23 protein-coding genes are annotated in these 19,582 nt (G+C 32.4%); all 23 read left to right on the forward strand.

From position 1 onward, the window contains the following. Positions 1 to 106 precede the first annotated feature (106 nt). Positions 107 to 2,179 (forward strand): peptidoglycan D,D-transpeptidase FtsI family protein, encoded by a 2,073-nt coding sequence (locus ABUA27_RS01365; protein WP_287845513.1) that lies wholly within the window; start codon positions 107 to 109, stop codon positions 2,177 to 2,179. Between the two features lie 71 nt (positions 2,180 to 2,250). Then, complete coding sequence (rpmG, locus tag ABUA27_RS01370) at positions 2,251 to 2,400, forward strand: 50S ribosomal protein L33 (protein ID WP_006506678.1); 150 nt, start codon at positions 2,251 to 2,253, stop codon at positions 2,398 to 2,400. A gap of 39 nt (positions 2,401 to 2,439) precedes the next feature. Then, entirely contained in the window at positions 2,440 to 3,045 is a 606-nt protein-coding gene (locus ABUA27_RS01375; RefSeq protein WP_129981435.1) for an MBL fold metallo-hydrolase, read from the forward strand. A gap of 218 nt (positions 3,046 to 3,263) precedes the next feature. Beyond that, entirely contained in the window at positions 3,264 to 4,130 is an 867-nt protein-coding gene (locus tag ABUA27_RS12680) for a peptidylprolyl isomerase (protein ID WP_502812762.1), read from the forward strand. A 74-nt stretch (positions 4,131 to 4,204) separates the two neighbouring features. Beyond that, positions 4,205 to 5,194: an ATPase, T2SS/T4P/T4SS family gene (locus tag ABUA27_RS01385; RefSeq protein ID WP_349820075.1), complete on the forward strand. Its 990-nt coding sequence runs from the start codon at positions 4,205 to 4,207 to the stop codon at positions 5,192 to 5,194. Next, positions 5,184 to 6,182, forward strand: coding sequence for a type II secretion system F family protein (locus ABUA27_RS01390; protein ID WP_129981438.1), 999 nt, complete (start codon positions 5,184 to 5,186; stop codon positions 6,180 to 6,182). Before ABUA27_RS01385 ends, ABUA27_RS01390 begins: the two co-directional genes overlap by 11 nt. Positions 6,183 to 6,190: 8 nt before the next feature. After that, the gene (comGC, locus tag ABUA27_RS01395; RefSeq protein ID WP_022424354.1) at positions 6,191 to 6,496 is read left to right on the forward strand and encodes a competence type IV pilus major pilin ComGC; all 306 of its coding nucleotides are present in this window, start codon (positions 6,191 to 6,193) and stop codon (positions 6,494 to 6,496) included. Further along, positions 6,477 to 6,881: a competence type IV pilus minor pilin ComGD gene (gene comGD / locus ABUA27_RS01400; protein ID WP_217748528.1), complete on the forward strand. Its 405-nt coding sequence runs from the start codon at positions 6,477 to 6,479 to the stop codon at positions 6,879 to 6,881. Before comGC ends, comGD begins: the two co-directional genes overlap by 20 nt. Next, positions 6,871 to 7,089 (forward strand): hypothetical protein, encoded by a 219-nt coding sequence (locus tag ABUA27_RS01405; protein WP_129981439.1) that lies wholly within the window; start codon positions 6,871 to 6,873, stop codon positions 7,087 to 7,089. The genes comGD and ABUA27_RS01405 overlap by 11 nt, the downstream gene beginning before the upstream one ends. Positions 7,090 to 7,118: 29 nt before the next feature. Continuing rightward, on the forward strand, positions 7,119 to 7,478 hold the full coding sequence (locus tag ABUA27_RS01410; protein WP_349820076.1) for a hypothetical protein: 360 nt from the start codon (positions 7,119 to 7,121) through the stop codon (positions 7,476 to 7,478). Next, the gene (locus tag ABUA27_RS01415) at positions 7,465 to 7,833 is read left to right on the forward strand and encodes a hypothetical protein (RefSeq protein ID WP_129981441.1); all 369 of its coding nucleotides are present in this window, start codon (positions 7,465 to 7,467) and stop codon (positions 7,831 to 7,833) included. The genes ABUA27_RS01410 and ABUA27_RS01415 overlap by 14 nt, the downstream gene beginning before the upstream one ends. A 68-nt stretch (positions 7,834 to 7,901) precedes the next feature. Then, on the forward strand, positions 7,902 to 8,459 hold the full coding sequence (gene efp, locus ABUA27_RS01420) for an elongation factor P (protein ID WP_129981442.1): 558 nt from the start codon (positions 7,902 to 7,904) through the stop codon (positions 8,457 to 8,459). Positions 8,460 to 8,553: 94 nt separating this feature from the next. Continuing rightward, positions 8,554 to 8,898, forward strand: coding sequence for an Asp23/Gls24 family envelope stress response protein (locus tag ABUA27_RS01425; protein WP_022424360.1), 345 nt, complete (start codon positions 8,554 to 8,556; stop codon positions 8,896 to 8,898). A gap of 110 nt (positions 8,899 to 9,008) precedes the next feature. Next, on the forward strand, positions 9,009 to 9,413 hold the full coding sequence (gene nusB, locus ABUA27_RS01430) for a transcription antitermination factor NusB (RefSeq protein ID WP_129981443.1): 405 nt from the start codon (positions 9,009 to 9,011) through the stop codon (positions 9,411 to 9,413). Then, a complete protein-coding gene (xseA, locus tag ABUA27_RS01435; RefSeq protein WP_349820077.1) occupies positions 9,413 to 10,735 on the forward strand; it encodes an exodeoxyribonuclease VII large subunit in 1,323 nt (440 codons plus the stop codon). The genes nusB and xseA overlap by 1 nt, the downstream gene beginning before the upstream one ends. 8 nt (positions 10,736 to 10,743) lie before the next feature. After that, positions 10,744 to 10,965, forward strand: coding sequence for an exodeoxyribonuclease VII small subunit (xseB, locus tag ABUA27_RS01440; protein ID WP_129981445.1), 222 nt, complete (start codon positions 10,744 to 10,746; stop codon positions 10,963 to 10,965). Further along, positions 10,958 to 11,806, forward strand: coding sequence for a polyprenyl synthetase family protein (locus ABUA27_RS01445; RefSeq protein WP_287846362.1), 849 nt, complete (start codon positions 10,958 to 10,960; stop codon positions 11,804 to 11,806). Before xseB ends, ABUA27_RS01445 begins: the two co-directional genes overlap by 8 nt. Beyond that, a complete protein-coding gene (gene dxs, locus ABUA27_RS01450) occupies positions 11,807 to 13,678 on the forward strand; it encodes a 1-deoxy-D-xylulose-5-phosphate synthase (protein ID WP_287846360.1) in 1,872 nt (623 codons plus the stop codon). Continuing rightward, entirely contained in the window at positions 13,659 to 14,468 is an 810-nt protein-coding gene (locus ABUA27_RS01455; protein WP_129981448.1) for a TlyA family RNA methyltransferase, read from the forward strand. The genes dxs and ABUA27_RS01455 overlap by 20 nt, the downstream gene beginning before the upstream one ends. Positions 14,469 to 14,474: 6 nt before the next feature. Next, entirely contained in the window at positions 14,475 to 16,118 is a 1,644-nt protein-coding gene (recN, locus tag ABUA27_RS01460) for a DNA repair protein RecN (RefSeq protein WP_349820078.1), read from the forward strand. A 38-nt stretch (positions 16,119 to 16,156) separates the two neighbouring features. Continuing rightward, on the forward strand, positions 16,157 to 17,332 hold the full coding sequence (locus tag ABUA27_RS01465; protein WP_129981450.1) for a DNA polymerase IV: 1,176 nt from the start codon (positions 16,157 to 16,159) through the stop codon (positions 17,330 to 17,332). Between the two features lie 35 nt (positions 17,333 to 17,367). Further along, complete coding sequence (locus tag ABUA27_RS01470) at positions 17,368 to 18,255, forward strand: tyrosine recombinase (protein WP_129981451.1); 888 nt, start codon at positions 17,368 to 17,370, stop codon at positions 18,253 to 18,255. Between the two features lie 485 nt (positions 18,256 to 18,740). Continuing rightward, on the forward strand, positions 18,741 to 19,582 hold an 842-nt coding region (locus ABUA27_RS01475; protein WP_349820079.1), incomplete at its 3' end, for an RNA-guided endonuclease InsQ/TnpB family protein.

Raw genomic sequence — 19,582 nt, forward strand, 5'->3', positions numbered from 1 at the left:
AGTTATTTCTGCCTTTCTTTGTTTTTTCACACATTTGATTTTCTCTAATTAATTGAAATGAAAAGAATATACATATATAATATGAGAGAAAAAAGGTGGGATTTGATTGTTTAGTAATAGACCGATAAAGTTTATTGGGCGAAAAGAAGCCCAGGAACAGGAACGTAATCAATTAGATAATGTAGTTGCACGTCGTTTCTATATTATTATTGGCGTCGTTATTGTGATAGCAAGCATTTTTGCATTAAGACTTTTTTATATGCAGGTCAATAAGTCTGACTTTTATTCAGCAAAGCTAGAACAATATAGTACAAATACATTTGAAGTCGATGCATTACGTGGTGAAATAGTAGATAGAAACTATAATAAGCTTGTATATAATGAGAATGTAGTATGTGCAACTTATTATGCAGTCAAAGGAATTAAGGATGATGAAATCAAATCAATGGTTAATTTCTTGACTAAGAATTGTAATATTGATATTTCTAGCGTGACTGAGAGAGAAAAGAAAGACTATCTGCTCATGAAGGATAAGAAGTTTGCAAAATCTCTTGTGTCAGAGGCAGAGAAAAAGGCTCTTGCAGCAAATGATGATGGAGATACTGAATATTATAATTTACAACTTAAACGAATCACAGATAGTGTATTAAAGAAGCACTTGAGTGATGATGATGTACGTTATTATAAGCTTTATTATACGATTAAGAATTGTAAGAGTGGTTCTGCAGTGCTTCTTGAAAATATTAGTTATCAAGAAGCAAGTGTTATTGGTGAAAACAATGACTTATTAAGAGGTATTCAGGTCACAAGTGATTGGAAACGTGCTTATACTGATGAGTCTACTTTAAAGAGTACACTAGGGAAGGTAACAACTAAGAAACAGGGGTTACCTGCTACTTTAAAGGATGAACTTCTTGCATTAGATTATAGTAATGACTCACGTGTAGGGACTTCAGGACTTGAAAGACAGTATGAAGATATTTTAAGTGGTAATAAGTCAGTAATGACTTTAAAGTATGCAAGTGATGGAACACCAATCGTCAAAACAAAGAAACAGGGCAGCAGTGGTGAGAATATTCAGTTAACGATTGACTGGGATATTCAGTCACAATTGACTCAGATGGTAGAACAGTGTCTTTATAGTCATACAGCAGAAAGATATCAGCAGCATATTTATTGTATAGTGATGGAACCTAAGACAGGTGATATTATTGCGTTAGTTGGTAAGGAATACAATAAGGAGAAAACACCTTATGAGATGAAGGATGCTACTTATCTTACTTATACAGGTGCTTATCGTATTGGTTCTACTATGAAGGGGGCTGTTATTTATGCCTGCTTCAAGAATAACATTATTAAAGCTAACCATTATGAAACAGATACATCTGAAGGTTTAAAGATTGCTGGTACTAAAGCTAAGCATTCTTGGAATAAGAGTGGTTTTGGTAATATCAATGAAGTACAGGCATTGGCTTATTCTTCTAATATTTATATGATGAAGATTATCATCAAGCTTGCTGGTGGTCATTATCAGTATGATAAACCAATTCATATTGATAAGAGTGCCTTTGCTAAATTAAGAAATGCAGCAGGAGAATTAGGTTTAGGTGTTAAGACTGGTATTGATTTACCTTATGAAGCAGCGACTGGTCCTCGTGTAGAAGAAGATACTGCTGGTAAGCTTCTTGACTTCTCTATTGGTCAGTATGATACATATACACCATTACAGCTTGCTGTATATGCGTCTACTCTAGCAAATAAAGGTGTCAAAGTGCAGCCACATCTTTATAAGAGTTCTTATAAGACAGATACATCTGGTAATATTGTGACTCTTAATACACATAAGAAGCATATAATGGATGATGTCTCAGAAGGTAATGAAGATGCATTTAATCAGATTCAGGCTGGTATGAAAGCCGTAGTTACTTATGGTACTGCTGCAGGTTCTTTTGCTGGGTTCCAGTATGATATTTCTGCTAAATCAGGTACTGCAGAAGACTATACGCATACAGGTAATGTCGATCATCCTAACCATTTGTTTATATCATATGGTCCTAGTAAGGATCCACAGGTTGTCGTAGCTGTTCTTGAAGAAAGATTAAAGGGTGCAAATGATGCACCAAGTATTGCGAAAAAAGCATTTAGTCTTTATTTTGAAAAATATGGCTATAATAATTAAAAAAAGAACTAGTAATTTATGAATTTATATGATATTATATTGAAGCAAACTTATTTGGAGGTGTAATATTCATGAGAGATAATATTATCTTAAAGTGTACAGAATGTGGTGAAGAAAACTATATCAACACAAAGAATAAAAAGAGTCATCCTGAAAGGGTTGAATTTAAAAAATATTGTCCAAGATGTAACAAGAAAACTGTTCATAAGGAAAAGAAATAAGCCTCAAGGCTTATTTTTTTTATACAGGGAGGAAATTGTATGATAAAAAGAATAGTAGTAGGTCCTATTCAAGAGAATTGTTATATTGTGAGTTTTGGTTCGAATTGTGTTATTATTGATCCTGGAGATGAACCAAAGAGTATTATTGAAGAAACAGCACAGTTAGATGTTAAAGGAATTCTTATTACACATGGCCATTATGATCATATTGGCGCAGTAAATGAATTAAGAGATTATTATCATACAAATGTCTATGCAACAGAAGATGCAAAAGACATGATGCTTGATTGGGATGAGAATCTATCAGTGATGCTTGGTGGAGAAAAGTATATTGTAGATGATGTAATAGCCATCGAAGACAGCATTACATTGGGTGAAATGTACTTTGGAATTTATAAAACACCTGGACATGCAAAAGGAAGTTGTCTTTATTATTATGCAAAAGAGGATGCGTTATTTACAGGTGATACATTATTTAAAGGTGGCTGTGGAAGAGTTGATTTTCCTACAGGAGATAAGTTCTCTTTAATAAAATCTTTATCTCGTATAAAGAATCTTGACTTAGATGCAGATGTTTATCCTGGCCATGGACCGGAGTCAACTCTCTCTTTTGAAAAGAAAAATAACCCATTTTTGTCTTTTTAAGGTAAAAACAGTGTTGTTTAAAGCAAAATATAAAGAATATAAATATTTAGGTATATAATGTTTTTGAAGTGGATTATAACTATATGATTTTCCCTCATGTATATGAGTTCTACATTCTCATTGTCCATTTCAATTGTCCTCTATGCCTTGAAATAGAGGACTTTTTTTGTTGGCAATTAATGCGCTTTCAATTATAATAAATGATGGAGGTTTAAAAGATGAAGAAGTTAATACGTATAATTCTTGCTTTGGCTATAGGTTCTACTCTTATTGGATGTTCTTCTAAGCCAGGAGGTACTATTGATTTAACGAGTCATATTAAAGTATCAATCAAAGGGTTTAATGGAAAAGGAGAAGTTTATATCGATAATAATACAAAGTACGATAAAACGGATTCAGATATTAGAGACTTTGTAGCTGATATAGAATATACTTTAGAGAATGGAACAAATGGTGCTCTTTCTAATGGTGATGAAATTACTATTAAAGCGAAATATTCTAAATCTAAGGCAAAAGATTTAGGATTGACTATTAAGAATCCGACTAAGAAGGTAAAAGTATCCGGACTAAAGGATTTATTAACAGGCTATTATGATTGTGAAATCAAAGTCAAGAACTATGGTTCAATTAAATTGAAGTTAGATGCGAATACTGCACCTATTACAGTGAGCAACTTTGTAGGTCTTGCGAATGATGGTTTCTATAATGGTTTAACATTCCATCGTATTATTAAAGGATTCATGATTCAGGGTGGTGACCCTAATGGTGATGGTACTGGAGGATCTAAACAAACAATTAAAGGTGAATTCACTGCCAATGGTGTTGATAATCCAATAAAACATACAAGAGGTGTTATTTCAATGGCGAGAAGTCAGTCATATGATAGTGCGAGTAGTCAGTTTTTTATCATGCATGAAGATGCACCTTCATTAGATGGTCAATATGCAGCATTTGGATGTGCTTATTCAGGTATGGATATTGTTGATAAGATCTGTGATGACGTAAAGACAGAAGACAGCAATGGAACTGTTTCTAAAAAGAACCAGCCAGTCATTGAAAGTATTACATGTAAAAAGATTCAGTAATTTTTGCTGAATCTTTTTTTATTTTATGAGAAAAATGGGATTCAAATATGTATGTAATAGTAGGAGGTTATTTTATGGATGAACTATTTGAAACCATTTTTTTCAAAGCTCTGAAGGCAGACTCTACAGATATCCATTTTAAGCTGACAGATCATTTGAGTATTCAATTCAGAGTATTTGGAGAGTTACAGCCTTATCAGGAGTATGAAAAGACAATAGGGGCTAAAATCATGAATTATTTGAAATATAAGTCTTTTATTAACGTGAATTATAAGATGGTTCCTCAAACAGGTGCTTTTCATTATTATCTGAATGAGCATATCTATTTCTTACGTGTCTCTTATTTGCCAGGTATGGATTTTGAAAGTATTGTTATTAGAATACTGAATAATCACGAAAACATTACTATTAATGAAATCTCAGAAATAGATGATTTTACTTTCTACCTCAATGAGGTATGTTATCAAAAGTCAGGGTTATTTTTAGTGGCAGGTGCAACTGGATCAGGTAAATCTACAACTTTATATGCGATTTTAGATAAGATTATAGAAATGGGTGGAAGAAATGTAGTCACGCTAGAGGATCCTATTGAAATAGTAAAGGAACATTGTTTACAGATAGAGATGAATGAAAGCATGGGAATAGACTATTATAATTCATTGAAACAGATTTTAAGACATGATCCAGATGTAATAATGATTGGTGAAATAAGAGACGAGAAGACAGCAAAACTGGCTATTACATGTGCTTTGACAGGACATCTGGTATTATCTACTATTCATGCGAGTAATTCTCTACTAGTTATTAAGAGAATGTTGAATTTAGGTATTAATGAAACGGATTTAGAAGATGTACTTATAGGTGTAGTAACTCAGCGTATTAAATATGATAGAAGAAATAGAAAGGTCATTATACTTCCTGAAACAATGAATAGGAACCAAATTAAAACATATTTTCTTGATCATACTGTCAGCTATCTATCATTTAAGGATAATGCACTTATGCTTATTAAAGAGAAGCATTGTGATCAATATTTGTTTAAGGATGAACTAAATGGACAATGATCTATTGTTTCTAGAAAACCTTTCTAATTTACTTGAGCAGGGTTATGGCATAGAAGAAACATTACTTATTTGTAAAGATATCAATAGTCATCCCAGCATTGATACAATACTACAGAAAATATATGATGGGGAAGACTTCACAGACGCTTTATTAGACCCACATCTACCAAGATTATTTATTGAATTCTTTACCTTCTTTTCTATGCGTTCTACTATTTCTGATGCAATTAAGAATAGCTTAAAGATCTATAATGAAATAATTTCGATAAGAAAGAAATTAACGGCACAGATGACTTATCCTTTGATTTTGATTGTATTTTTGCTTTTTTTCTCATTATTTGCGACATTTATTCTCTTCCCAAAAGTGACATCGTTATTTAGTTCATTTGGAATGAATCCATCTTTGAGCTTTAGTATTCTGTTCTTTATTATTCGTTTGATTCCTATTCTTGTAATCGGTATATTAGTTGCACTTATTGTTTCTTTCGTTTATTTTCTTATCGCACTTAAGCAAAAGAAGTATTGGATTATTGAGCGTTTTCTTAAAGTTCCTTTTTTGAAAAAGTACATTCAAAAGTATTTCACATTTAAGTTCTGTCTTTATTTTAATGAGTTATTAGAAGATCACATTGATTCTAATACAATTATAACTATGCTGAATGAGAATATGACTCAGAGTGATATTAAGATAGTATTATATGAGATTTATACAAGATTAAAGGAAGGAGAGCAATTAGAAAATATTATTGATGGTTTTCCTTATTTTGATCATCTCTTTGTATCTATGTATAAGATGTATTTAAAGAATCCTGAAGAAATAGGCTCAATGAGGGGTTATTTAGATATTTCTCAGGAACAGATTACATATGCAGTGAACAAGTTTACTAAATTCTTTGTACCTATTGTTTATGGTTTTGTCGCATTTTTCGTCATCACTATTTATGTAGCGGTTATTATTCCGATGATGAATGTTATTGGAGATATTTAGGAGGTTCTATGAAAAATAATAAAGCAGGTTTTACTTTAATCGAAATGATATTCTGTATTTCCGTTATTCTTGTGATTTTATTACTTGTTATTCCTAATGTTACAAGTAAGAATAATGTAGTAAAAGGCAAAGGATGTGAAGCGCAGGTGGAAGTTGTTAATTCACAGATTATACTTTATCAGATAGAACATGATGAATTACCTACAAGTATTTCTCAATTAACATCTGGTTCTAATCCTTATCTCACTCAAAAACAGGCTACATGTCCAAATGGAAAATCTATTTATATATCAAATGGACAAGCTTATGTATAAGAAGGGATTTACAGTTATCGAGATGTTATTTGTTTTGTCTATTACAATCTTTTTATCATCACTTTGTATGACTATGCATACACGTACAATTAATGAACAAGAAGAAATAGCGCTTATTAAAGCCATGTTTGATGAAGCAAGAGCAATGGCTATAGTAGAAAAAGATACAGTAAAGGTATCAGTTTCTAATCATCGTATTGATTTGATTGGAAAGGAAAATAAGACATTGAATCTAGAGGAAGGCTATCAGTTTCTTACAAATCATACATTTACATATAATGATCATGGGCGTATTAAAATAGCCAAGACTCTTGTTTTAAAAACACCTCATCATACAAGAAAGTTTGTGTTTCAGTTAGGAAGTGGTGCTTATTATGTTACTTAATCATAAAGGAAATACACTTATTGAGTCACTTTTTGCATTGTCTATTTATTTGATGATTGTGGTTTATTTTGTTGGATCTTTAACTGTACTAAATAAGGCGCAACTGAGATTCAGACGTGCTCAAGAAAATAGTAATAAGCAGGAATTACGCATTGCAGAGGAAGGAGATGATCTCCAATCAAAACTCAAAGAGGCTTTACGCTCGTAGAAATGTTGTTGTCTTTAAGTATTTGTTTAATGATTGTTTTGAATGTACCTTCTATCATACGTGTCTTAAAGGTCCCTGTAGCGAGTTATAATCAGGATATTGCGGTAGGCGCTAAACAGCTTGCTGATTATCTTCTTGTTTCTAAGATTAAGACATATAGTGAAGATATTGGATATTATGATGAGAAAGGTGAAGAGAATACCATTATTTTTGATAAGAGAAGACTTGTTAAAACACCAGGGTATGAAATATTAATAACTGATATCGACGATGTCATTTTCTTTGAAAAAGATGCATATATGTATATGACTATTACGAGAGGACAACAGAAATATACATATATGATCTGTGACTTATATAGAAAGCAGGAAGATTATGTCGAGGAATAGAGGAAGCGTATTACAAGTAGTCTTAGTGATCTTCCTGATATTATTTACAAGTATATTTAGCTATTGTACGCTTGTATCAAGACAATATGAATTGTCACGCTTTCAGAGAATGATGAATGAACAAAGACGTATAGAAATACTGTTAAGAAGACATTGGCGTTCTACAATTGATCAAGACATTCTACTTAGTGATACCTATGAAATAGAAGAGAGTATTATTAGTTATACTGTAGATGATGATGGAAGGGATTATCTTATTGATTGTGATATTACTACAAAGTCTTATCACTATACAATGCAGGTTAAAATTGATATGGAAACTTTAGATATGCATGAGTGCATATATGGGCATTAATGGATACTTTACTTTATACTATTATATATGATATAATGGTGTACGATTAGAAAGGATGATATAAAGTTATGATTAATGCAACTGATTTAAGACCAGGAGTAACATTTGAATATGATGGCAATCTTTATGTATGTTTAGATTATAGCCACAACAAGACAGCACGTGCTGCTGCAAACATTCGTGTTAAGATGAAGAACATGAGAACAGGAACTACTACTGAAATGACTTTTGGTAGTAACGCAAAGGTAAAGAAGGCTCAGGTAGAAAAGAGCAAAATGCAGTATTTATATGACAATGCTGGTATGTTAGTATTCATGGATAATGAAACATACGACCAGGTTGAAATTCCTGCAGATCGCTTAGAATGGGAAATCAACTTCATGAAACCTTCTGATAATGTAGAAGTAACAAGCTATGAAGGTGAAATTTTAGGTGTCGCATTACCAGTCAATGTACCATTCAAGATTATTGAAACTGAAGCAGCAGTTAAAGGTGATACTGCAACAGGTGCAACTAAGTATGCAACCATTGAAACAGGTTACCAGATCAAAGTACCTTTATTTATTGAAGAAGGCGAAGTTGTTGTTGTAAATACAGTTGAAGGTAAATATTCAGGAAGAGCTTAAACTCTTCCTTTTTTCATAGGAGATAATGTATCAATACTTGTAATTATCCCTGTTTTCTTATAAAATATAAGGTAAAGAAAGAAGAGGTAATAGTATGGCACGTAATGAATATTATACATATAAGGATAGCCCAATTAATGGCGATATCATGATGAGTGTTCAAGTTTTTGATATTATCACTAAGCAGGTAGCTGCTGAAGATAAGGATATTAAGCTTGATACATCAAAAGGTTTTTCTGTGACAGGTACTAAGAATCTTGTGAACTGTACAATTAAAGATAATGAAGTTTATATTACAGTTCATGTTCGTATTAAATATGGTACAAACATTACAGCCAAGACAAAAGAATTACAGAAGAAAATTGCTTCTGGAATTAAAGAAATGGCTGCTGTAACAGTAAAGAGTGTTGATGTTGTAGTAGAAGCTATTGATTTCTAAAAGCAAGTCTAACTTGCTTTTATTTTTTTTGAAGAAGCAAAAAGAGGTAAAATCTTTTATAAAAAGTGTTGATGTGTTAAAATGAATGAGTATTATGGAGGTCCTTTAAAATGGAAAAAACAATTAGACAAATCGCTAGAGAAAAAGCAGTTATTGCAGTATATCAATGGTTAACAGTTGATGCATCTAAAGAAGAACTTAAGGAATATGTTCATGCTGATGAAGCATTGCTTGAAGGTAGATCAGCAGAACAATTCTGTTATTGGTTGATTGAAACAGTTATGGAAAATAAGAGTTCTTATGAAACTTTATTGAATACTAAATTAAAGAAAGGCTGGTCTTTTGATCGTTTAAATAAGATGGAACAGGCCATTCTTCTTGTTGCAACATGTGAATTATTAGAATCAGAATTAGATAAGAGTATTGTAATTAATGAAGCAGTTATTAATGCAAAACAGTATTGTGATGAAGATTCTTATAAATTCATTAATGGTGTTTTAACTGCAATCGAATAATGGAAAGACAATATGTAAGCGTACATGCTTTAAATCGTTATATTAAAGCTGTACTGGATAATGATATGCAGCTTCAGACTGTATATATTCGTGGCGAGATATCTAATTATCGTCCACATCCATCAGGTCATATGTATTTTACTTTAAAGGATGATCAGACAGAATCATCCATTAGTGCAATAATGTTTGCATCACAGGCACGTTATTTAAAGTTTAGACTAAGAGATGGTATGAAGGTATTTATCACAGCACAGGTTTCTGTATTTGAAAGAGCAGGAAGATATCAGCTTTATGTAAGAAGTATGCAGGAAGATGGTTTAGGTAATCTTTACCTTCGCTTCAATGAGTTAAAGCAGACCTTAGAAAGAGAAGGTCTCTTTAATACTATGCATAAAAAGGCTATACCTGTTATGCCTGAACGTTTAGCTATTCTTTCAGCTAAACAAGGGGCTGCCTTGCAGGATGTGTTACGTACACTTCATCAGCGTTATCCATTAGTTAGACGAGATATCTATCCTGTACCAGTGCAGGGCAGAGATGCTTATAAGTATATTGTAGAGACATTAAGTCAGATTGATCAATTGGGCTATTCTACTATTCTTCTTGTAAGAGGTGGAGGTTCTATTGAAGATCTATGGAATTTTAATGAAGAAGCACTTGCACGTTGTATCTATGATTTAAAAACACCTATTATTACAGGTGTAGGACATGAGACAGATTTTACATTAGTGGATTATGTCAGTGATTTACGTGCACCTACGCCTACTGCAGCTGCAGTAGCTGCAGTACCTTCTCAAAAGGAACTTTTAAGTCATCTCGAAAATAAGATTATGCAATTATCGAATGTCATGAGAAAGACTATTTATCTAGAAAAACAAAAGCTAGAAAAGTATACACATTCCTATGTTTTTACCGACCCTTCTAGAATATTCGAAATCAAATTCATGAAATTGGATAGCGTTCATCTTAAACTGAATAATTATAAAATTAGAATTAAACAAAAATCACATTATGAAATGCATAAAAAAGCAATTCAACTCAATACATTGATTAAACAGAAACAATTGATTGAGACAAAGAATATTAGTAATAAGCAGGAATTACTTAAAAATTGTTTTGAGAAATATTTGAAAAATAAAAAGACTTCTTTCTCTTATTGTATTGAGAAACTTGATTTATTAAGTCCTTTAAAAACATTACAAAGAGGTTATATCATTTCTAAAAAGAATGATTCTATCATTAAGAGTGTGAAAGATCTTCATACAGATGATACAATTACACTTGTTTATGCAGACGGTGAAAAAGAAGTTATAGTGAAGTAGGTGATGATATGGCAGAAAAGACATATGAAGAAGCAATGGCACGTTTAGATGAAATCATTGATTTATTAGAAAACAATGAAGCTTCCTTAGATGAGAGTTTAGATCTTTATAAAGAAGGCGTGTCACTCGCTGCATTTTGTGATACAAAATTAAAAAATGTAGACCAGGAAGTAACTAAAATTTTTGAGGAACATCAGTTAAAAGATTATCTAGGTGATGATGATGAATAATATGATTGAAGAAGTGAATGAACGATTAAAAGAAATCTTATCTCAATATCGTCCAGGTTTAGTAAAAGAAGCAATGACTTATTCTGTGATGGCTGGCGGTAAAAGATTAAGACCTCTTCTCTTTATTCAGACATTAAGAGCATATAATGTGGATTATCATAAATATATAGATATTGCATGTGCTATTGAAATGATACATACATATTCTTTGATTCATGATGATCTTCCAGGGATGGATAATGATGATTTGAGACGTGGTAAACCAACATGTCATAAACAATTTGATGAAGCCACTGCAATTTTAGCAGGTGATGCTTTATTGAATGAATCTATGAATGTGATTTTAAGAATGAATTTAGATGACGCACTTAAACTCAAGATATTAGGCTCTTTATATCAGGCATCTGGGATGGATGGAATGATTTATGGACAGCAGCAGGATATGTACTTTGAATCGCATAAGGCATCTCTTGAAGAATTGCAGGCTATTCATCGTGATAAGACAGGTGCACTTATTTCTGTACCGATGAAGATTGCTGGACTTATTGCGAAAGAAGAAGACGCAAACGCTTTAGAAGATATTGGATTCAAGCTTGGTCTTGCATTCCAGATTCAGGATGATATTCTAGATGTCACAAGTACAACTGAAACATTAGGTAAAAGAGTAGGTAGTGATATTATAAATCATAAGTCTACATATGTTTCATTACTTGGTTTAGAAGAGTCACAAAAGCGTGTAGAAGATTTATTTGAAGAATGTTTAGCTAATGTGTATGGTTTACAACTTAACCATGGATTGATGATTGAATTATTCCAAATTATTATGAAAAGAGTGAATTAAATGGAAATTAAGAAGATTGAGAATCCTCGATTCTTGAAACAATTGAATATTACAGAATTAAATCAATTATCACTGGACATAAGGAATTTTTTGATCGAAAATATTTCTCAGACTGGCGGTCATTTCTCTAGTAATCTTGGTATTGTGGAATTGACTGTTGCTCTTCATTACGTATTTGATTCACCTAATGATAAATTTCTTTTTGACGTCGGACATCAGTCTTATGTTCATAAGATTTTGACTGGTAGAGCATCTCAGTTTTCTATGTTAAAAAAATATGGTGGATTATGTGGTTTCCAGAATCGTCAGGAAAGTATTTATGATCCTTGGGAAGCGGGTCATTCTTCTACAGCTATATCAGGGGCAACAGGTCTGGCTCTTGCCCGAGATCTTAAAAAAGAAAAATTTGAAGTAGTAAGCGTGATTGGTGATGCTGCTTTAATGAGTGGAGAATCTTTAGAAGCACTCAATTTCCTTGGTGGTATAGATACAAAGGTTATTGTGATACTAAACGATAATAATATGTCTATTTCACGTAATGTAGGTGGATTATCTAATTTTTTATCTGATGTTAGAATGTCATATCAATATAACCAAGCTAAAAATAAGTATACTGAAATCCTTTCACAGTCTCCTATGGGACAGAAAATATTTGATGTGACTAAGAAGGTTAAGGATAAGGTAAAAAAGAAAATTTTACTCGATACACCATTTTCACAATTTGATTTAGATTATATTGGTCCAGTTGATGGACATAATATGGCTGAATTGATTCGTGCTCTAGAGACAGTAAAGAGTTTAGATCATAGTGTTGTACTCCATGTCCTTACTAAAAAAGGAAAGGGATATGAACCAGCAGAAAATGATCATTCAGGTGTTTATCATAGTGTTGCACCTTTTGACATATCTAATGGTGTGCAAAAAGTTGTTGATGATGAAAAACATTCTTGGAGTCAATCAGTAAGTGAACATATTGAGTATTTGATGAGTAAGAATGATGATATATGTGTGATAACTCCTGCAATGATTACAGGAAGCCGTTTACAGAATATCTTTAAAAAGTATCCTGAACGTTCATTTGATGTGGGTATTGCAGAAGAACATGCGATGACTCTTGCAGCAGGTCTTTCTCAAGGAGGAGAGTTTCCGTTCCTAAGTGTTTATTCTTCTTTCTTACAGCGTGCTTATGATCAATTGAATCATGATATTGCGAGAATGAAACTTCCATGTCTTATTGGAATTGATCGTGCAGGACTTGTGGGTGGTGATGGTGCAACACATCATGGTGTCTTTGATATTGGTTTGATTGCGCCTATTCCAGGAGTAGTTATCATGGCTCCAAAAGATGAGGTAGAGGCGCAGAAACTTATCAATACAGCATATTATAATAAAGATAATCCGTATGTGATGCGTTATTCTAAAAATAAAGTCGTTAATACTCATCAACATACTGATGAGACTATCAAACTAGGTCAGTGGGAATTAATTAAAGAAGCAAATGATGCAATGATTAATGTCGTGACTTATGGTGATAATGTGAATGTTGTAGTAGAAATGGCAGAAGAAGATCATCTACCTATTAATATTATTAATGCACGATTTATTAAGCCGTTAGATAGAGAAATGTTGAATAGAATAAGTGATAAACCAATTATTGTTTATGAAACAGATCTTATCAATGGATCTTTAGGCAGTATCATGAGCTTATATTATGAAAAGAATCATATAGATGTTGATATGAGTTTTATAGGTATTGAAGATCACTATGTCACTTTTGGAGATAATGAATCCTTATATAAACAGGAACATATTTCGTTGAATGATTTGAAAAATAAAATTGAGGAAATAAAACATGAAAAAAGAAAGAATTGATATTTTATGTGTCCAGCAGGGGTTGTTTGAGTCTAGAAATCAAGCTCAAAGAGCCATTATGGCGGGCATTGTAAGAGATGAAAATGATTATATTGATAAGCCAGGAACAAAGATTCCAGTTAATACAAAACTTTTTGTCAAGGGCGAAAAATTAAAATATGTATCACGAGGTGGTTTAAAACTTGAAAAAGCGATTGAACTATACAATTTAGATCTTACAGATGTCATTATGATTGATATTGGTTCATCTACTGGAGGCTTTACTGATTGTGCGCTTCAGCATGGGGCAAAGAAGGTTTATGCTGTAGATGTAGGAACCAATCAGCTTGTCTGGAAGCTTCGTAATGATGAACGTGTAGAAGTCATGGAACAATATAATTTCCGTTATGCTAAGCTTGATGATTTTAAGTATGGCATGCCTACATTTGCTTCTATTGATGTTTCTTTTATTTCTTTAAGACATATGTTCAGTGCATTAAAGAATGTGATTGCGCCTGATGGTGTAATCGTATCTTTAATCAAGCCTCAGTTTGAAGCAGGTAAAGACGATGTTGGAAAACATGGTATTGTAAAGGATTCAAAGGTTCATAAAAGAGTTATTGAAGAAGTCATTGGCTATGCAAATGATAATGGTTTCTCTTTAAAAGGTTTAACATTCTCACCTATTACTGGTGGGGAAGGTAATATTGAATTCTTAGGTTATTTTGTAAATGATCATCAAGAGAATTCAGTTTATTGTATTGATGATGTTGTAAGTGAAGCACATAAACATTTTAATGAAAGTAGGTGATTTTAAATGTTGAAAAGTCTGTTTATCTCTTCTTTTGTCATTATAGATCAAACAACTGTTGACTTTGATGAAGGCATGACGGCTTTAACAGGTGAAACAGGTGCAGGTAAATCTATTATTATTAATGCGCTCGAACAATTATGTGGTGCAAGAGCATCTTCTTCACTTGTAAGAAAAGGCTCTAAGAAAGCAGTCATTGAAGGTGTTTTTGATATGAATGATTCAATTCAGAAGATTCTAGACGAATTGAATATAGATGGTGATGATGATCTTATTATCACAAAAGAGATATTGGTCAATGGACGTTCAACAATTAAAATTAATTATCGTACTGTCACTAATAGTGCTTTAAAACAAGTGGCTCCCTACTTATTAGATATTCATTCACAATATCAGACACAGGAAATTTTTAATGTGAAAAATCATTTAAAGATATTGCAGTCATTTATGAATCACCAGGATGACTCATTGCTATCTGAATATCATAAACACTACTTTGAATATAAGAAAATATCACAGAAGATCAAGAAGCTTGAACAAGAGGATCTGAGTGATGAAAGAATAGAATATTATCAGAAACAGTATGATGAATTAAAGGATTTTGAATATACAGATGAAATAATTGATCAGCTTGAAGAAGAACTTAGAATGATGAAAAACTATGAATCCATGCATAAATATATGACTGATTTTAATGGGGCTATGTCTGACAAGCAAGGTGCATTAAATCAAATAAATGATGCATTAAGCGCACTTGGTCATATGAATGATACAGAATCATTTAGTGCATTATATGATGAATTCTATAATCAATATTATAGTATGCAGGATATTGTAGATCGCATAGAAACAGCCTTTGACTCTATTGATTTTGATGAATATCGTTTCAATGAACTACAGGAAGAACTTTTTACTATTCATCGTCTGCAAAGAAAGTATGGATACTCAGTAGATGACATCTATCAGGCACAGACAGAATTAAAAGAAAAGCTAGATGCCGCGTTGAATCGTGAAGATGTGCTTGCTGATTTAAATAAACAAAAAGATCAAGCTTATCATGAAGCATATCAGATTGCGTCAAAACTAACATCGTTAAGAGAAGAACAGGGACTCATTTTTGTTGATGCACTAGAAAAAGAATTAAAAGATCTTTATTTACCTGATGCAAAGCTAAAGGTAGATATAAAGGAATGCAGTCTTAGTGATACTGGAAAAGACGACATTACGTTTATGGTTTCTATGAACAAGGGACAGGCTTTTACTCCTTTAAATGAAACAGCAAGTGGTGGTGAAATATCACGTTTGATGTTAGCCATTAAAACAATTACTATGAATCAAAACCAAATGAATACACTTGTTTTTGATGAAATTGATACAGGTGTGAGTGGTAAAGTTGCTGATGCAATTGGATTAAAGATGCATTCTATTTCATTAAACAATCAAGTATTATGTATTACACATTTGCCTCAAGTGGCCATTCATGCTGATCATCATTATGCGATTAAGAAATTATCTCATGATGAAGAAACCTATTCAACGCTTGCAGTATTAAGCGAGGATGAAAGAATAGAAGAAATTGCGAAGATGCTTTCTGGTGATGTGGTTACAGCAGAAGCAATCGATAATGCGAAAAGATTATTACACGGATGAGCATATAATACATATGCTCATTTTTTAGGAGGTTAGCCATGCGTATTATATTTCATATAGATATGAATGCATTTTATGCGAATTGTGAGATTTCTCAGCATCCAGAATTAAAAGGGAAACCCATTGTCATTAGTCATAATTCTAAAAGAAGTGTTGTCTCTACTGCTTCTTATGAAGCGAGAGAATTTGGTGTTCATTCCGCAATGCCTCTATTTATGGCAAAAGAGAAATGTCCTGATCTAATAGTAGTAGAACCACATTTTAATCTTTATCATGAATTGTCACAAAGATTTTTTGAGATTGTTTATAAGTATAGTAAAAAGGTAGAAATAGCCAGCATTGATGAATGTTATGTGGATATGAGCGATTATTTTACATTAACTCATGCGCAGCCTTATGCAGTCGCAAAAGAAATTCAAGACAATATTCTATCCACTTTATCTCTTCCTTGTTCTATTGGAATATCTCCCAATAAGTTTCTTTCTAAAATGGCTTCTGATATGAAAAAACCTTTAGGTATTACTATTATTACTCAAAGAAACTTAAAAGAAGTATTATGGCCTATAAAAGTAGGGGATATGTATGGCATAGGAAAAAAGACAGCACCTAAACTAGAAGAAGTGGGCATTAAGACAATTGCGGATATTGCGAATTATGATAACTATCAGACAATTAGACAATTTCTAGGAAAGAATACACTTATATATTATAATCGTGCCAATGGTAGAGATTTATCGCCTGTTGTTTATGAAGATACGGATATGAAATCTATTGGTCATTCTACAACTTTTGAAAGTGATATTAGTGATGAAGATAGCTTAAAAGAGGAATTCAAGAAGGTATGTTTAACTGTAGCTGAACGTGCATCAAAACATGATATGTATTCTAACTGTGTTGTGATTACATTAAAATATACAAGATTTAAAAGTGTTACAAGACAAATGCTGGTACAGGAATATATGAATGATTATGAGAAAATATATAGTTATGTGATGATGCTTTTTAATAAGCATTATACTCATGAACCATTAAGACTTATTGGTGTTACTCTTAATAATGTGAAAAGAAAAGAAGCAATCATCGAACAGATGAATATATTTGATACAAAGAATGAAGCAGTAGATCCTATTGATAGTTTGATTGAAAATATCAATAAAATGACGAGTGCACATCTGATTAAAGCAAAAGACTATCATATAAATGGAAAAAGTTAAAAAAAGTTGTTATAATTATGCAAGAGGTGTGACACGTGCAAGATTATGATTTAAAAGATTTTAAGAGCTATTTAATGTTTGAACGAGGATTAAGCGAGAATACTGTAGATGGTTATATGAGAGATCTAAGAGCTTTTTATGATTATATTGATTATGATATCAAAAAGTTTGATTTGGCTCATCTAGACACTTATTTTAGCGAATTAAAGGATGATGGGTATAAAGTAACTTCTATTCGAAGAAAAATTGTATCTTTAAGACAGTATAATGAGTTTCTTTCTCGTACAAAAGGGATGAAGGATGTGATGTCCCAATATGAATTACCTAAAACAGAAAAGAAACTTCCACAAGTATTAAGCTTAGAAGAAATAGTTAAGGTGATTAATCATATTGATGATACGACCCCTGTGGGGAAAAGAAATAAGTCAATGATGCTTCTTCTTGTTAGTACAGGTATGAGAATAAGTGAACTCGTTCATTTAGAAATCAATGATATCAATCATTCAGTGTCTAATGTTCGTGTAATAGGTAAAGGTAATAAAGAAAGACTTATTCCTTTAGATCAAGAGACATTTCATTATGTTTATAACTATATGCAAAATGAACGCTCTTTCTTTGATAAGAAAAATAGCCTTTGGCTTTTTATGATGAACGATGGTCGTCGTATGACAAGAGAAAACTTCTACAACATTTTACAAAAACTAGTATTAGAAGCAGGGGTACGAGATCATTTTACACCCCATATGTTAAGACATACATTTGCGACTACGTTATTGGAAAATCATTGTGATTTAAGATCTATCCAGGTGATGCTTGGACATCAGGATATTTCAACCACAACAATATATACACATGTAACGCATAAGCAAATCATGGATGACTATAATAAGTTTCACCCAGGTAATGCAAAGAGGAAATTATAAGTAATTGAATATATTGTCTAATGTGTTTGATCGTGTTTATATATACTCAGAGAGAGCGTTAAAATGAACACATTAAATATCACAAATTATAAACCAAAGGATTTTGCTGCACTTTTAGGCGTATCTGTTAAGATATTATAACGTTTAGCTAGTGAAGGAAATTTAAAGGCAAACCGACCCCAAACTAAAGGCATTATTATACTTACAATCATCATTTACTAAATCAAGTTGCATTTTTAAGATAGTCTTGTAATGTAAAAGAATTATTTGAATACCCACAAACCACAGGATAGTAAAAATTAAATTATATAAACGCCTATAAATCGGCGTTCATGAAGCTGAACTTGATGCATAGATTTTCCATTTGTACTATAATTAGATTAGAAATCAGATGGAGAACTCATGCAGGATATTGTTTCAATACTTTATGTGTTCTCCTGCAGGTTGCAAAGGGCTTCGTAAGTATAAAAAAATGATAGAAAGGGATGAGGAAATTGCTGAAGAGCTTCAAGACGGAAATAAATCCGACAGAGGAGCAGAAAGTCAAGATTCGTAAAACAATAGGTACTTGCAGATTTATCTATAACTTCTATCTTGCTCATAATAAGGAGCTTCATGAAAGTGGCAAAAAGTTTATGAGCAGCAGCCAGTTTAGAGTATGGCTTAACAATGAGTTTCTTCCGAGCCATCCAGAATATTCCTGGATCAAGGAAGCTTATTCAAAATCGGTAACACAGGCAGTAAATAACGGACAGACCGCATTTAAAAGATTCTTTAATCACAAGAGCGCCTTTCCAAAATTTAAGAAGAAAGGCAGGTCTGATGTGAAAATGTATTTTGTAAGGAATAATCCAAAAGATTGTCATTGTGAAAGACACAGAATCAAGATTCCGTCACTTGGCTGGGTACGCATCAAAGAGAAAGGATATATTCCAACTACAAAAGATGGATATGTAATTAAGAGCGGTCATGTCTCAATAAAGGCTGACAGATACTATGTTTCAGTTCTTATAGAAATCCCAGATAAAAGGATAGCCAGTAATTCAGGTGAAGGAATTGGCATTGGCCTTGGATCAAAGGACTTTGTGATTGTTTCTAATGGAAAAACTTATAAGAACATCAACAAATCTGCCAGATTAAAGAAGCTTGAAAAAAAGCTTAGTCGAGAACAGAGAAGTCTTTCTCGAAAGTATGAAAATCAAAAGAAAGGAGAGCCCACTCAAAAAAGAAATATACAGAAACAGAGGCTCAAGATACAGAAGCTTCATCATAGAATAGATAATATTCGTACTGATTACATCAATAAGACAATCGCAGAGATAGTGAA

It is taken from the genome of Catenibacterium sp. RTP21428st1_D7_RTP21428_210409, assembly GCF_040227455.1.
Taxonomy (GTDB): domain Bacteria; phylum Bacillota_I; class Bacilli_A; order Erysipelotrichales; family Coprobacillaceae; genus Catenibacterium; species Catenibacterium mitsuoka_A.